The following is a 15,056-nucleotide window of genomic DNA, read 5'->3' as shown; positions in this document are numbered from 1 at the left end:
AACTCAATGCTAGCAGGGCCGGGATAGGCGCCGCTTCGAACCTATATACTGATAACGCCCATGACCGAAAGAATTCTGCCCTATTTGATCCACTTCGTAACCCAGGTCATCGGCTCATTGGGATACGCCGGCATTGCCGCCCTCATGGGCATCGAATCCGCCTGCATCCCGCTTCCCAGCGAAATCATCATGCCCTTCGCCGGATACCTGGTGTACACCGGACGGTTCAGCCTGTTCTGGGCCGCTACAGCAGGTGCCATCGGCTGCAACCTGGGCTCCGTCATCGCTTATTGGGTTGGAGCCGCAGGCGGTCGTCCGCTGGTGGAGCGCTATGGTCGCTGGGTGCTTATGAGCCACCATGACCTCGATCGAATGACGACGTTCTTCGAGAAGTATGGCACCATCACTGTTTTGCTTGGCCGCCTGCTTCCCGTGGTGCGCACCTTCATTGCATTCCCGGCTGGCGTAGCGCGTATGCCGCAACTGCGGTTTCATATCTACACGTTTATAGGTTCATGGCCATGGTGTTACGCGCTGGCTTACGTCGGCATGAAGCTCGGCGAAGCGTGGCACACTGATCCGCGCTTCCATGAATGGTTTCATCGTTTTCATCTCGTCGTTGAGTTGGGCCTGCTGGCGGCGATCGTCTGGTTTGTGTGGACGCACATCAACCGCTTTCGTCGAACGAGCGAAGCCTGATGCTGTTTCGAGCAAGCTCGCGGCTCGCGGGAGTACACTGTTGCGTCCGCGCAGATTAACTTTTTCTGATTGGAATTGGAAAGCACTCAAAGGAAGGTTGGGAGAATAAATGAGCACTGAAGAGCAAAGCGGCCAGAAGACCGCTATCGTAAAGCCCGAGCCAGCCAAGGGCAAGCTCGGAGTCATGGTTGTGGGATTGGGCGCTGTCGCGACCACGATGATCGCCGGCGTTGAAGCGGTGCGGCGTGGCCTTGCAAAGCCGATTGGCTCGCTCACACAGATGGGCACAGTCCGCCTGGGGAAACGCACCGATAACAAGTCTCCGCTGGTCAAGGAATTCGTTCCGATCGCGGACCTGAACGATATTGTCTTCACCGGTTGGGACATCTTCGAAGACAATGTCTACGAAAGCGCCGCGCATGCCAAGGTGCTCGACAAGGAAACGCTGGAGCAGCTCAAGCCCTACCTTGAAACCATCAAGCCTCTGCCCGCCGTCTTCGACCAGTTCTACGTTAAGCGCTTGCATGGCACTCATGTAAAGACGGGCAAGAACAAGCGTGATCTCGCTGAACAAGTGCGCGCTGACATTCAAGCCTTTAGAAAAACCGTCGATCGTGTCGTAATGATCTGGTGCGGCTCGACTGAAATCTTTCTTGAGCCCAGCGCCGTTCATCAGTCCATCGAAGCATTTGAAAAGGGACTAGAGGCCAACGACCCTGGCATCGCACCTTCGCAGATCTACGCTTACGCCGCGCTCACTGAAGGCGTCCCGTTTGCCAACGGCGCGCCGAATCTGACGGTCGACGTGCCCGCCATGATCGAGCTTTCGAAAAAGAACGCAGCTCCGATCTGCGGCAAGGACTTTAAGACCGGCCAGACCTTCATGAAGACGGTGCTCGCGCCAGCCTTCAAAGCGCGGCTCCTTGGCGTTTCAGGCTGGTACTCCACCAATATCCTCGGGAACCGAGACGGCGAAGTCCTCGACGATCCGGAGTCCTTCAAGACCAAGGAAGAGTCAAAGCTGGGTTCACTCGAATACATCTTCCAGCCCGAACTTTATCCCGACCTCTACAAGAACATCTTCCACAAAGTCCGCATCAACTATTACCCGCCGCGCGGCGACAACAAGGAAGGTTGGGACAACATCGACATCTTCGGATGGTTAGGCTATCCGATGCAGATAAAGGTTGATTTCCTCTGCCGCGACTCCATTCTCGCTGCCCCCATCGCACTCGACCTGGTCCTGTTCCTTGACCTCGCCAAGCGTACGCCGTCGCTCAAGTCCATCGGTATTCAGGAGTGGCTGAGTTTCTACCTGAAGTCTCCGCAGACACGCGAAGGCCTGTACCCTGAGCACGACCTTTTCATCCAGTCGATGAAGCTCAAGAACACCCTTCGTCACATTATGGGCGCCGACCTGATCACCCACCTCGGCCTCGAATACTACGACTGAGCAGATCTGGGTACCCCCGTGATTCGGGCCTGAAACATAGGAGAGAAGGATCCAGATATCCAAGACACAAGAGCCTCATCCGCAAGGGTGAGGCTTTTGCTTTGTAGGTAAAAACATTGGACCTTAGTACCGAGAACTAAGGTCCATGGACCACGGACATCTGTGCCTGATCCTCGGAATGCGGTCTAGTACTAGGCATCGGGTCAAGGTGTAGGGGGGCTGGGTTCAGTGTTCGGCCGTCACCCTCGCAGAAACGAGGAGAAACAATGCAAGACCTCATCCGGAAAATGTATCTCACTCTTCAGTCTCTAGCTGAGCGTACCGAAGGTCAGAGCATGACGGAATACGCGATGGCAGTCGGCCTGATTGCCTTCGGCTGCGTGGCCGGCGAAGCAGCGATCGCCACCAGCGTGAATCATGTCTTCATCGCATTAGCGACGACGATAACGAACGGCGTCATGCGCTAGTTCTTTGAAGCAGCAATCTGACGGGTTGCGCCGTCACTTAGAAGCTTCAGCGTCCGCCCGCCCACAATCACGGACCCATCAACTGAAGCGTCGCTAAACGGATCGTCGATATTTTCCGTATCTACAACTTGACGCCAGCCTTTACCGCTGGGTGATTCCGGCAGCGTAAATTCCACGCCCTGGTCAGCCGCATTCACCAACATCAAGAAGCTGTCATCGATAATCGGCTTTCCCTCTTCGTCTGAAACCTGCAGCGTGCGTCCATTCAGCAGCAGGGCAATCGCACGACTCCATTCGGCGTTCCATGCCTCGTCAGAAACTTCATTGCCATCGGGACTGAACCACGCCGCGTCCTTTTCCACGCGCACCAGGGAACCGTCAGAGCGCTTGCGAACTTCGCGATCCTGAAAGAACTTGCGCCGGTGCAAATTAGGATGGGCAAGGCGAAGCTGGATGATCCTGCAGGTAAACTCGCGCAGCCGCTTGCGCCGGTCGTCGAGATTCCAATCAAACCACGTCAACTCGTCGTCCTGGCAGTAGCAGTTGTTGTTGCCCATCTGCGACCGTGCAACCTCATCGCCGCCGGTCAACATGGGTACGCCTTGTGAAAGCAGAAGCGTAGCAAGGAAGTTGCGCATTTGCCGTTCGCGCAGCTTGTTGATCTCCGGATCGTCGGTCGGACCCTCTGCTCCCATATTCCACGAATCGTTGTTGTCCGAACCGTCGCGATTATCTTCACCGTTGGCTTCGTTGTGCTTCTCGTTGTAGCTCACCAGATCGCAGAGCGTGAAACCGTCATGCGCGGTAATGAAATTGATGCTGGCATATGGCTTGCGACCGTCAAATTGATACAGATCGCTTGACCCGGTAAGTCGATATGCAAAATCAGAAAGCTGTCCCGCATCACCTTTCCAGAATCGCCGCACCGTGTCGCGATACTTCCCATTCCACTCGGCCCACAGAACAGGGAACTGGCCGACCTGATAGCCACCCTCACCGACATCCCACGGTTCAGCAATCAACTTCACTTCAGCGAGGGTCGGATCTTGGTGAATCGTGTCGAAGAACGACGAAAGTTTGCTTACATCGTGCAACTCGCGTGCCAGCGTCGCCGCAAGATCAAAGCGGAATCCGTCGACGTGCATGTGCGTGACCCAGTAGCGCAGCGAGTCCATGATCATCTTCAGCACCTGCGGATTGCGCACGTTCAGCGAGTTGCCGGTGCCGGTATAGTCCATGTAGAACTGCGGATTATCCTGCACAAGCCGGTAGTACGTCGCATTGTCGACGCCCTTCCAACTCAGCATCGGACCCATGTGATTGCCCTCGCAGGTGTGGTTGTAGACCACATCGAGGATCACTTCGATACCCGCGGCGTGAAGCGCCTTCACCATCTCCTTGAACTCGCGCACCTGGCCGCCCTGGTCCCCGGAAGAACTATATCTAGCCATCGGTGCAAAGTAGCCCAGCGTGTTGTAGCCCCAGTAATCGCGCAGGCCTTTGTCGACAAGATTTCCTTCGTCGATGAAGTGATGGATCGGCAGCAATTCGACAGCGGTGATTCCCAGATTCTTGAAGTAAGCGATGCTCGAGGGGTGAGCCAGTCCCGCATAGGTGCCGCGAATATTTTCTGGAATATCAGGATTGCGATAGCTGAAACCCTTCACGTGGGTCTCGTAAATCACGGAGTCCGGCAGCGGCGTCTCCGGGCGGCAGTCATCCGACCAGTCAAAGGGATCATGGATGACGACGGACTTTGGAACCCCATGCGCACTGTCCTGCTCGTCGATCTTGAGAGGATCGGCAGACGCAAGATCATAGGCAAAGATCGGCGCCTTCCAATCCACGTCGCCCGAAATCGCTTTGGCGTAAGGGTCAACTAGCGTCTTTGCCGGATTGAAATACATTCCGTGCTCGGGATCCCACGGTCCATGGACACGGTAGTTATAAAGCTGGCCCGGCTTGATGCCGTTGATAAATCCATGCCACACAAACGCAGTTCTCTCAACCAGCGTGACGCAATCCACTTCTTTGCCATCCGCTTCGTAGAAGCACACGTCAACGCGCGTGGCGTTCTCTGAGAAGAGTGCGAAGTTTGTGCCTTTTTTGTGTGCGGTTGATCCTAAAGGATAGGGCTTTCCGGGAAGCAACGTTCTGTTCATTAACTTCTACGATGCGCAAGAGATAGAGACCGGTTGTTCCTCGCGAGGCCGGAATCTTGGTGATTTGCTACGCAGCCATCGCTTTGGCCAGTCGCCGAATCGTCAGAACCGTAATGTCGTCTTCCTGTCCAAACGCCTTCGCCGCGTCGGCAATATAAAACGCTGACTGGTTGCTGAGATTGTGAACGCGATCGAATCCAAACAACTCGCCAGAACTCTGTCGCGCCTCAACAACACCGTCCGACATCATCAGCAGCCGGTCACCCGGATGCAGATAAAGCCGGACCTCGTCATAGGTCACATCGGCAACCACACCCAAAGGCAATCCACCCGGCAGGCGAACTTCCTGCGTGTTCAGATAAGGAGGCAAGTGTCCGGCATTTGCCACGACGACCTCGCCATCCGATCCGAACCACGCCACCTGGCATGTAGTGAAGCTGTCGCTTCCGATCAACACCCTGTTCAGAGACTCGAGAATTCTTGCCGGACTTCTTTCTGAAGTGCGTCGCAGCGCGCCCATCAACATCGAGACGTTCATCGCCGCCTGCAGACCTTTGCCAGCCACGTCGCCCAGGATGATCAGCAGTCCGCCATCCGCAGTAGGCTCTACGTGGAAGAAGTCACCACCCACTTCGTTGGCGGGGTTGTAGACCGAATCCACTTCATAGCCCGGCGTTTCCACTTTCTCGCGGGGAATCATCAACTCCTGCACGCTGCGCGCCGCCGCCAGTTCGCCGCTGGCACGCTCCTGCTCGTGGTGAATGCGCAGGAACCGCACAAAGATGATGACGATAATCGCCAGCAGACCGGTAAAGTCCGCGATTGCGGCAAAGTGAATCGGGATCGGTCCCGCCTGAATAGTAAGCGGCGATTTGTAGGTTACCCCGCCAAAGTCTCCCATGCCGCCGGTCAGGAACGGCTCGATAATGCCCACGAGTGTCAGCACCAGCGGAATCAGCAACAGCCCCGCTTCGAAATTCCGTTTGATTGTGGCGATGATCAAGGTCAGGAAAACAAAAATCGCCCAGGCAATTACCCAGAAAATGGCGCAGACCAGCACAATCGCCAGCATGATGCCGATTGCCTTATTGTGTCCAACCATCAGAATCGCCGGCGCAATCAAGAGGAGAATCGGCGCCGTATAGCGCAGCCCCTTGATGTACCACCGCCGCTTAAGGCCCAGAAACGATACCAGAAACTCGAAGTAGAGATAGGCGGAGACGAAAACGAGTTGGAGATAAAGCGCGCCGTACAAGAGGTTATCGAGGCGCGCGGAACTCCCGGCCTGATCGATTATGCCGATCGGAACCTGCACCAGCTCATGCAGGGCCAGCCACAGATACTCCGGGTGACCCCTCTGCGTGAAATAAAGAGTTACCAGAAAAACCGAGAGGAAAAGTAGCAGGATCGCAATCACCAGCCGGGGCAGCCGCTCAAACAGCGTCTTGACCGACCACAACTGCAGTTCTCGGTCCAGGTCCTCAGGATTACCCAGTCTTAGGGTCCGGTTGTAGAAGAAATTGGTATATCCCTTAAGCCCGAAAGGGACATACAGGGTGCGGATCGCCAGTGTGAGGGATGTTTCGGAAGTTGAAATATTAAGTTTGTAAAGTCGCGAGATCTGCTGATAGTTAAACGTCTCATCCGGGTGCGGACCTTCAGGAAGGATCAGCTTGCCATTAGCGTACACATCGGCGCCTGGACCGCTGCTGCTGTTATTTAATGGGGTGCTCTGGGACACCGGCAATTCGATCAGCAGCGCGACAGGACCATGATTCGGCGCCAGCTTCAGGTGCAGCCTGAACCACGCGTATTTGTCTTCATGATCCGGGCGGTCTGAGTCCTCCCCCGGCTCCGCCACATCGGCGATCGTGCCTTTGCCGTCCCGAATCGCCCAGCCGGAATCGTCAAATTCCGGATTGGCCGCTTTGGCGTCGGAACTGATCCCCACCCGCCAGCCTTTATTCAATATCAGGGGCGATCCCAGGCTGCTCGCGTCGATAATTGCCGGTTCCTGGCCTGCTTGAGGTGGTGGCGCAGCCTGCGGTGGCCTTCCAAATCCATGGAATGGCGGTCGTGGATGCGCCTGCAGGGCAAGACTTTGCACTGAGGCCACCATCAACAAGGCGATCGTCACTAACAGAGCCCGACGCACATTTCCTCCACAATTTCTTCGTGCTCTTCAATTTAATTCAGTAGGCTCGGCTCGCCAAAGGAAAGTAGGTTTTCGAGGTTGATTCGTCCAAAAAGCGGGGAGGACGACCGCCAGGGTTGAATAGGAATTCCCGGACCGTATTCACCTCGTCGAAATTGTTGCAATTTACGCTGCCCTCTCGGCGCATACTAACGTCTAATAACTGAAGCGAAGCGGCACGCGTGCAGGCAGTTGCATCGAGTGGAAAGTCAAGCAGTCGGCCCGGGGTCAAAGGTCAGTTCAGAGGTGAAGGTCATGGCAGCAGTATTCAACGGTTCAAAGGCAGGCCTGGTGGCAACATTGGCATTCGCAATGGCTGCGGCACTGGGTGCGCAGTCTACGCCTCAGGCAACACCATCCTCACCGACCGATCCGACTGCGGCACCGGCGCAAACAAGTCCGCAGTCCAACCCGCCCGCAGCGACCACTGCGCCTGCCAGCGCCCCTTCAACCCAGCCGGCGGCCGGAACCGCGCCTGTATCCGGCGACACCCCCGCTCAGCCTGCCGCGCAGGATGGCAAAAAGGATTCAAGCGCGACGGACGCCGCGGCCGCCAAGGCGAGCGCCCAGATTGCAGACTGCGTTCCGTCCGATACGGCTGACAAGAAAGACAAAAAGGACAAGAAGAAAGACAAAGGCAAGGACAATCCTTGCCCCGCCGGAACAGAGCCCGTTGCCGGTGACGTAGCCGCCGTCAGCGTGGATCCGCAGAAAGTAGTGGAAGTCGGCAGCGAGAAGGTCAGCGTCAAGCCCGGAAGCATCGATGATGTTGGCGCCGTAGGCAATCGCAACATCGGTGGTCGCGGTATGGGCAACTGGTACTCCACCGATACCGAGATCAAAATGGGCAAGGGCTACTCCATGGAGATCGAGAAGAGTACCCGCTTCATCACCGATCCCGTAATCACCGAATACGTGAACCGCATCGGCCAGAACATCGTCAAGAACTCCGACTGCAAGGTGCCCTTCACTATCAAGGTCATCGATTCGGATGAAATCAACGCCATGGCTTTGCCCGGTGGGTTCTTCTATGTCAACTCCGGCCTGATTCTCAACGCAGATGAGGAAGCCGAGTTGGCCGGCGTCATGGCTCATGAGACTGCCCACGTCTGCGCCCACCACGCGGTGCGCGAACAGACGCGTATGAATTATGTCCAGCTAGGTACCATCCCGCTGATTATGATGACCGGGTATAGCTGGACCGGTTATGGGATCTACGAGGCGACACAATTTGCAGTGCCGATGACCTTCCTCAAGTTCTCCCGCGACTTTGAAGCGCAGGCTGACTTCCTGGGAATTCAGTACATGTACCGCGCAGGCTACGATCCGCAGGCTTTCATTGCCTTCTTCGAGAAGGTACAGGCCCTGGAAAAACGCAAGCCCGGCCTGGTAGCGAAGGCATTCTCTGACCACCCTCAGACTCCGGATCGTATCCTCCACTCGCAAGAGGAGATCGCAAAAATCCTTCCCGCACGCGATGAGTACACGGTCACGACTTCCGAATTCGACGACGTTAAGGCGAGGCTGGCACGCATTGAAAACAAACGCCGCCTAACTGACAGCAAAGACAAGAACAAGCCCTCCCTGCGCCGTGCGAGCACCACCGGCGACGACAAAAATGGACAGGCATCCGGCGACAACAGCGGTGACGATCGCCCAACCCTCCACCGTCGCGAAGATCAGAATTAATCAGAGCAGTAATCCTCCTGGGTGAGAACGCCGCCGAATCTTCGGCGGCGTTCTTGTTTTGCTTTGAAAAAAAGATCGGATCCCACGGTTCCCGCCACGAATTCGATTGCGGTCACACGAATTCCGGGGTACAGTTCAACAACTCTCACCTATTTTCCTGTCCGCATATCGATGCGGATGACAATTCGAGTGCTGGAGGCCGGTTATGCTCTTCTCCGTCCAAGCCTCTCGGTCGGCAGTATCCATGGTTGCCGCCCTTCTCTCGCTCCTCTTCTCGACTCATGCACAGGACCTTCCGCGACCTGCTGTCACCGACCTCGCATGGGCCGGAGCGACACCAGAACTGAAAGTCAGGCTTGCCGGGCTTGAAGAGAACGTCAAGATTGCGGTGGCTGCAAATGACCTGCGATCTCAAGCGCTCGCTCTTGATCGAATTGGAGCCTTATATTTCACACACAAGAACGCATCTCAAGCGCTGAAGTATTTTCAGCAAGTCCTTCCAATTGTGCGCAAGCTCAAGCAGCGCACCGCGGAAGCAACCGCGCTCTCCGACATCGGTGCCGCCAACTTCGCACTAGGCCGCCCGGAAGATGCGCTCGACGCCTTCAAACTTGCCCTTCCAATCTGGCGCGAAGTCGGAAACCATGATCACGAGGCGGCGACTCTCGGCGATATCGGTGAGGTCTTCCGCGCACTCAACGATCAGGAAGAGGCTCTCCATTTCGATCAGCAAGCATTCCCGCTTTATGTGCTGGCCGGTAATCACGACGGACAGGCTGCGGTGCTGAACAATATCGGCCTTGTTTACTATGCCTCCCATGACAAGAAGAGAGCGCTCGACACGTTTCAGAAAGCATTCGAGATGTATCGAAGCTCTATGAACCTTGCGGGCCAAGCCCAGACACTCAACAATATTGGCGGAACCTATAACGAACTGAAAAATCCTCGCAAAGCGATTGAGCAATTTCAGCAGGCTATCCCCATCTTGAGAGAAATGGGAGACAGAAAAGGAGAGGCGACGGCCCTCAACAATCTCGCCTCGGCCTTTTCGCGTCTGGGCGATGACAAGCGCGCCTTGGAGTATTACCAGCAGGCCGAGGAAGCATTTCGCGACGCCGGAGACGAAAGCGATGAAAGAGCCGTGATACGGAACATCAATCAGCTCTATGCTGACTTGCGTAGTAGCGCGTCTAAGGCCGACCCCCCAAAGAGCTTTCCCTGAGGCTTAAGACCGGTTTTTGCAAGGCGAGTTCGATTTATCGTCTTGAGCACCTTTTGGTTCAATACTCCAAGGGGTGGGGGATCGGCTCAAGACAAGCCCTACCGGCAGCGGGTTTAGGTCCTTATGGCCTTTCGGGGCAGGGGATTAGGTCCCCCAGTTCTCGGCAATAGGGGGAGAATTCCCGAAAAGGCCTTGAACTGCCGGGCAAAACCGCGATATAAACAGGATCACCGGTTCGTACCCGGAATTCTGCCTGGGGTGTCTGCAATGCGTTCTGCCGCTCGTTCTAATCTTCTTGTCCCTGAAATCCGCGAAGTAATGGATATCCGCCAGGCGTCGGATTACCTGGGTATCTCGCCCGACACACTCTACAAATACGCCTCCGAAGGCTTCGTGCCCGCATTCAAACTGGGCAACCGCTGGCGCTTCAAACGCTCCCGTCTCGACGAATGGATGGACCGCCAATCCGAAATACAGGCTGCTGAGTTCAATCCCGAGATGAAGAAGCCCGTCAAGCCGGCGATGTGATGGAGAGATGTTGGCGAGCAGCGGCATACTAGGTGTTAGAAGCTGCTCTCTGATATATCTTTCCCGATGGATCACGCACGCAGAATCGGGCTTCTCCGCCGCCGTTTGACCAAAACCGGTCTCTCCGGCCTCCTTGTTACTCACCTTCCAGACGTCCGATATCTTTCTGGCTTCACCGGATCGAGCGCCGCTCTTGCAATCACGCGCCGTTCCGCGCGGCTGTTTACGGATGGCCGCTACAAGACGCAAGCCGCCGCTGAAGTAGCGGACGCGCATGTGGACATCGTCACGGGCCCTCCAGCCGTCGCCGCAGTGCAGTGGCTGGCAGCGCAGCCGCAGATGGAATCCGCCGGCTTTGATCCAACGCATACCACCGTCGCCGAGCTCTCCCGCCTGCGTAAAGAACTGCCCTCCAAGCTTCGGCGCAGCTTCCTCACCGAACTCGCCGCCCCGCTCATCGAACCGCTTCGTCTGATCAAGGATGAAGACGAACTGAAGTTGATGGCAGAAGCTGCTCTCATTGGCTGCGAACTCTTCGAGCACATCCTCCACCACATCCGTCCGGGTATACCGGAGGTCGAGATCGCCGCTGAACTCGAGCACCAGGCTCGCCTCAAGGGTGCTGAGGGCATGAGCTTTGAAACCATCGTCGCGTCCGGTGAACGCTCGGCTCTGCCGCATGGAAAAGCCTCCCTGACCCTCCTCCCGCGCAAGGGTTTCGTAACGCTCGACTTCGGTATAATCCGGGAGGGCTACTGCTCAGACATGACGCGAACCGTCTGCCTGGGCACGCCGCGAGCGGAAGAACGAAACGCATACGAAGCAGTCCTCTTGGCGCAGGGAAATGCAGTCGCAGCGGTCGCGCCGGGCGTAAGTTGTGGGGAAGTGGACGAGGCAGCACGCAGTATTCTGCGCAAAGCGGGAATGGCTGACGCCTTCACACATTCCACAGGCCACGGGGTCGGAATTGAGATTCACGAATCGCCGCGGGTCGGCGCGGAACAGAAAACAAGGCTGCAGCCGGGCATGGTTGTTACCATTGAACCCGGAGTTTATTGGCCGGGCAAGTTCGGCATACGCATCGAAGACATGGTAGCGGTGACTAAAACCGGCGGTCAGATCATGACGCCGGCACCCAAGGCACTGATCGAACTTTGACTCATTAACGCGCCAACGCACAAAGGTAAAAGGAACGAATGAAACCACAGGACATGAAGGATCTGCGGGAACTGATCGAGTTCCTGAAGCAATATCAAGTCGCCGAGTTTGATCTTGATCGCGGCGATATAAAGATCCGGCTGAAGTTTACGCAAGCCTCTCCTGCGCCGGGAATAGCGGATCTCGCGAGACTCGCCGCAGTTCCCGTAGCTGCAGCCGTCCCAGCAGCGACTCCCGCAGCGGAGGTAGCTCCGCCAGCACCACCGGCCGATCCCGACGCCGGCTTGCACATTGTGAAATCGCCCATCGTCGGAACTTTCTACGGCTCGCCCTCGCCAGGCGCTGCTCCCTTTGTCTCTCCCGGAGATCGCGTAGAAAAAGGCCAGGTGATCTGCATCGTCGAAGCCATGAAGCTGATGAACGAAATTGAGTCCGACGCTGCCGGTGAAGTTGTAAAGTGCTACATCTCGAACGGTCAGCCGATCGAATTCGGTCAGCCGCTCTTCTCGATACGCCCATAAGGTGAGATCAGTTTCAGCCAGATGTTAAACACGCTTCCTCGCCAATCGTCGATCATTTGAACTGATCAAAACAACCGCGGAGTTAAAAATTAACTCCGCCTGCTCTGCAGGTGAATTTAAGGTCGTCAATGTTTCGTAAGGTCTTGGTTGCTAATCGCGGTGAGATTGCCTTGCGCGTATTGAACGCGTGCCGTGAACTCGGAATTCGTACCGTCGCCGTCTACAGTGAGGCCGATCGCAATTCACTTCACGTGCGCTTCGCCGATGAGGCCATCTGCATCGGTCCTCCTCGCCCCGCCGACAGCTACCTCAATGTTCCCGCAGTTATTTCTGCGGCAGAAATCGCCAACGTCGACGCCATTCATCCCGGTTACGGTCTGCTGAGCGAGAACGCAAACTTTGCTGAAGTGTGCCGCGCATCTAACATCAAGTTCATTGGCCCCCCGCCTGAAGTCACGCGCCTGATGGGTGAAAAGGAAAAAGCCCGCCAGGCCATGAAGGAAGCCAAAGTCCCCATCCTTCCCGGCTCTGATGGCGTAATTGCCACTACCGAAGTAGCACAGGACGTTGCGGCACAAATCGGCTATCCCGTCATCCTCAAAGCCAAAGCTGGCGGCGGCGGTCGGGGCATGCGCATCGTGCGCACCTCCGAAGAGTTGCCAAACTTGTTCCATGCGGCTTCGACTGAAGCGGCAAATGCATTCGGCAACGGCGAACTCTACATGGAAAAGTTCATCGAGCAGCCGCGCCACATTGAGTTCCAGGTGCTGGCCGACGAACACGGCCACGTCACAACGCTGTTTGAGCGCGAGTGCTCCATTCAGCGCCGTCACCAGAAGCTCATCGAAGAGGCGCCTTCTCTCCAGGTCACTCCCAAGATGCGTGAGGAAATCGGCAAGACACTCTGCCGCTGCTTGAGTGACATCGGTTATCAGAACGCGGGCACAGTAGAATTTTTGATGGACGAAGACCGCAAGCTCTACTTCATTGAGATGAATACCCGCATTCAGGTGGAACATCCCGTCACCGAAGCAATCACCGGCATCGACCTCGTCAAGGCGCAGTTGCGCATTGCAGCTGGCGAGCGGCTCAAGGACATTCTTCCGGAAAAGATCGAGATACGCGGCCATTCCATTGAGTGCCGCATCAACGCCGAGCATCCTGTGAAATTCACACCATCCGCCGGCAAAATCACTGCGTTCAATGTCCCCGGGGGCAACGGTATTCGCGTTGATACCGCGCAATACTCTGAAGGCGTAGTACCGCCTTACTATGATTCGCTCATCGCCAAGCTCATTGTGCACGGCGTCGATCGCGAAGAAGCCATTGCAAAGATGGAGCGCGCGTTGAAGCAGTTCGTAGTGCAGGGAATTGATACCTCGATTGCGCTTCACCAGGAAATCTTCGCCGACGAAGGCTTCCGCGCCGGCGAATTCGACACCAAGTTCATGGAACGCTTTCTCGCCAAGCGCCAGAACTAGCTTTCAACTTCCATCGAGCACGCCTGTGCCGCGTTCCCATAGCCTGCCCTGAGCGGAGCCGATAGCCTTGTCTTTAAACGGCAATCTAGCTCAAAGCGGCATCGAACGCAGTTTGCATTACCCCAGCACATGCCACGCCAATATGACGGGGTGAGATGCCATGCCATTAACTTCCATCGTACTGAGCAGAATCTCAAAGTGTGGAAGCTTGGTTTTGTTGCCTGCGAATGTCTGAAAGAGATCGTCGATATCGCGCCGGTTCGTTACAAATTCGGCTGCCGCCTGTGTGCCTGCTAAAGAGAAGCCTTGGACCACAAGCAAATTTCCGCTGCCGCTGAGATTGGGAAGAAATGAAATCGTAGCCAAACCCCTATGTTGTGGGTCATGGGGATCGTAGACGTATTCACTCTTTTCGCCCGGCTTTGGTTGCTTGTTCTCGACGCGCAAAACAGCGGAAGGATCGTCATGAACAACAAAATTCATCTGGCCGCTGATTGCTGCCATCCAGGGATCAGCTTCTTGCGATCCGGCCATGATTAGATTCGACTCCTTCAGGTCCTTGAGTTCAAGATCTCGCGCGAAGCGGATTTCCGTCCGGAGAGGAATCGCTTCAGGCACATGCGTGACTTTTACCGCAAACTCCAGATCGCTCATCGACGTGTACCGAAGCCCCTCAACCGTTTTCACCATGCCGAGGTCACAGGGCTTATCGCAATCGGTAGCTCGTCTGTAGAGGCCGCCAGCGTATTCCTCCAAACGGATTGGATGACCCACCATCAGCCTCGCGATCACGAGACTACTGTCAGCGGGAACGATGATCGTTTGCTGGTCGTTGCGAAATATTTGAGACCAAAGCTTGTGAGACGGTGTCTCCGGAAGCAACGATCGATGTCGAAGGTAGAGAGTTGTTGCTGCGACTGCCCCGCTGAGAAGTACAAAGCAGGCCAGAATGAGTCTGACTACTGATCTTGGTCGCGAAGGTGTTGTAGATCCGGAAGGTCCTTGGGGAAGCGCGCTGGCTGCATCCTGATGCGCGTCAACCGGCACAGCGGAATCCGCCGGCTCGAAGACTGGTACGTAGCTTCCTCGGGGAATGTCCACCCGGAGCGTTTCCGATGCCCCCTCCTCGCGAAAGTAATCCTGAAGACGGAGTCGAAGCCGGCTCGCATGGGAGCGAACGATATTGTCATCCCGGGGATCATAACCGGGTGCCCGTTCAAAGACAGCCTCTCCAATAGTTCGCTCATTCAAACTCCCGCTCTCGCCGATGAGAGTTTGCTTGCTGACGTGCAGCAGAAATGTTGAGAGACGTGCTGAGTTCAAGAAACCTGGACTGGCCACGATTCGTTGAACGAGTTGCCACCTCGGATCCTCATCAAGAGAACTTGTCAGTTGGTCCTCGCGTATGGTCATCGCGCTCGTTCTTGGAATAGCAAGATTCTATCCCCACATATCTGTGTAATCAATCAGCAGAACAGGTAC

12 protein-coding genes are annotated in these 15,056 nt (G+C 56.0%); 9 read left to right on the top strand and 3 right to left on the bottom strand.

The window, feature by feature from the left end:
- The first annotated feature begins 60 nt into the window (after window positions 1-60).
- From P8935_RS15885 to P8935_RS15875, 3 genes are all read left to right on the top strand, one after another.
- Window positions 61-699 carry a DedA family protein gene (locus tag P8935_RS15885; protein WP_348261277.1) on the top strand — a complete coding sequence of 213 codons (639 nt, stop codon included), beginning with the start codon at window positions 61-63 and terminating at the stop codon, window positions 697-699.
- Between the two features lie 109 nt (window positions 700-808).
- Complete coding sequence (locus P8935_RS15880; RefSeq protein WP_348261276.1) at window positions 809-2,152, top strand: inositol-3-phosphate synthase; 1,344 nt, start codon at window positions 809-811, stop codon at window positions 2,150-2,152.
- Window positions 2,153-2,418: 266 nt separating this feature from the next.
- On the top strand, window positions 2,419-2,619 hold the full coding sequence (locus P8935_RS15875) for a hypothetical protein (RefSeq protein WP_348261275.1): 201 nt from the start codon (window positions 2,419-2,421) through the stop codon (window positions 2,617-2,619).
- Here the strand turns inward: P8935_RS15875 and glgX are convergent.
- Both glgX and P8935_RS15865 read right to left on the bottom strand, forming a co-directional pair.
- Window positions 2,616-4,781: a glycogen debranching protein GlgX gene (gene glgX / locus P8935_RS15870; RefSeq protein WP_348261274.1), complete on the bottom strand. Its 2,166-nt coding sequence runs from the start codon at window positions 4,779-4,781 to the stop codon at window positions 2,616-2,618. The genes P8935_RS15875 and glgX overlap by 4 nt on opposite strands.
- A 67-nt stretch (window positions 4,782-4,848) precedes the next feature.
- Window positions 4,849-6,936, bottom strand: a complete 2,088-nt coding sequence (locus P8935_RS15865) for a PP2C family protein-serine/threonine phosphatase (RefSeq protein ID WP_348261273.1) — start codon at window positions 6,934-6,936, stop codon at window positions 4,849-4,851.
- A gap of 294 nt (window positions 6,937-7,230) precedes the next feature.
- On the opposite strand from P8935_RS15865, the gene P8935_RS15860 reads away from it, so the two are divergent.
- The 6 genes from P8935_RS15860 (at window position 7,231) to accC (ending at window position 13,574) form a co-directional block, all read left to right on the top strand.
- Window positions 7,231-8,664: a M48 family metallopeptidase gene (locus P8935_RS15860; protein ID WP_348261272.1), complete on the top strand. Its 1,434-nt coding sequence runs from the start codon at window positions 7,231-7,233 to the stop codon at window positions 8,662-8,664.
- A 205-nt stretch (window positions 8,665-8,869) separates the two neighbouring features.
- Window positions 8,870-9,886, top strand: coding sequence for a tetratricopeptide repeat protein (locus tag P8935_RS15855; protein WP_348261271.1), 1,017 nt, complete (start codon window positions 8,870-8,872; stop codon window positions 9,884-9,886).
- A 267-nt stretch (window positions 9,887-10,153) separates the two neighbouring features.
- Window positions 10,154-10,414, top strand: coding sequence for a helix-turn-helix domain-containing protein (locus tag P8935_RS15850; RefSeq protein WP_348261270.1), 261 nt, complete (start codon window positions 10,154-10,156; stop codon window positions 10,412-10,414).
- A gap of 66 nt (window positions 10,415-10,480) precedes the next feature.
- Window positions 10,481-11,572 carry an aminopeptidase P family protein gene (locus P8935_RS15845; protein WP_348261269.1) on the top strand — a complete coding sequence of 364 codons (1,092 nt, stop codon included), beginning with the start codon at window positions 10,481-10,483 and terminating at the stop codon, window positions 11,570-11,572.
- Window positions 11,573-11,610: 38 nt separating this feature from the next.
- Complete coding sequence (gene accB, locus P8935_RS15840) at window positions 11,611-12,093, top strand: acetyl-CoA carboxylase biotin carboxyl carrier protein (RefSeq protein WP_348261268.1); 483 nt, start codon at window positions 11,611-11,613, stop codon at window positions 12,091-12,093.
- 128 nt (window positions 12,094-12,221) lie between these two features.
- Window positions 12,222-13,574, top strand: coding sequence for an acetyl-CoA carboxylase biotin carboxylase subunit (gene accC, locus P8935_RS15835; RefSeq protein WP_348261267.1), 1,353 nt, complete (start codon window positions 12,222-12,224; stop codon window positions 13,572-13,574).
- A 117-nt stretch (window positions 13,575-13,691) separates the two neighbouring features.
- On the opposite strand, the gene P8935_RS15830 is transcribed toward accC, so the two are convergent.
- The gene (locus tag P8935_RS15830) at window positions 13,692-14,675 is read right to left on the bottom strand and encodes a hypothetical protein (RefSeq protein ID WP_348261266.1); all 984 of its coding nucleotides are present in this window, start codon (window positions 14,673-14,675) and stop codon (window positions 13,692-13,694) included.
- Window positions 14,676-15,056: the final 381 nt, after the last annotated feature.

This window comes from Telmatobacter sp. DSM 110680 (genome assembly GCF_039994875.1).
Classification (GTDB): domain Bacteria; phylum Acidobacteriota; class Terriglobia; order Terriglobales; family Acidobacteriaceae; genus Telmatobacter.
This window is presented reverse-complemented; position numbering and strand designations above follow the sequence as displayed.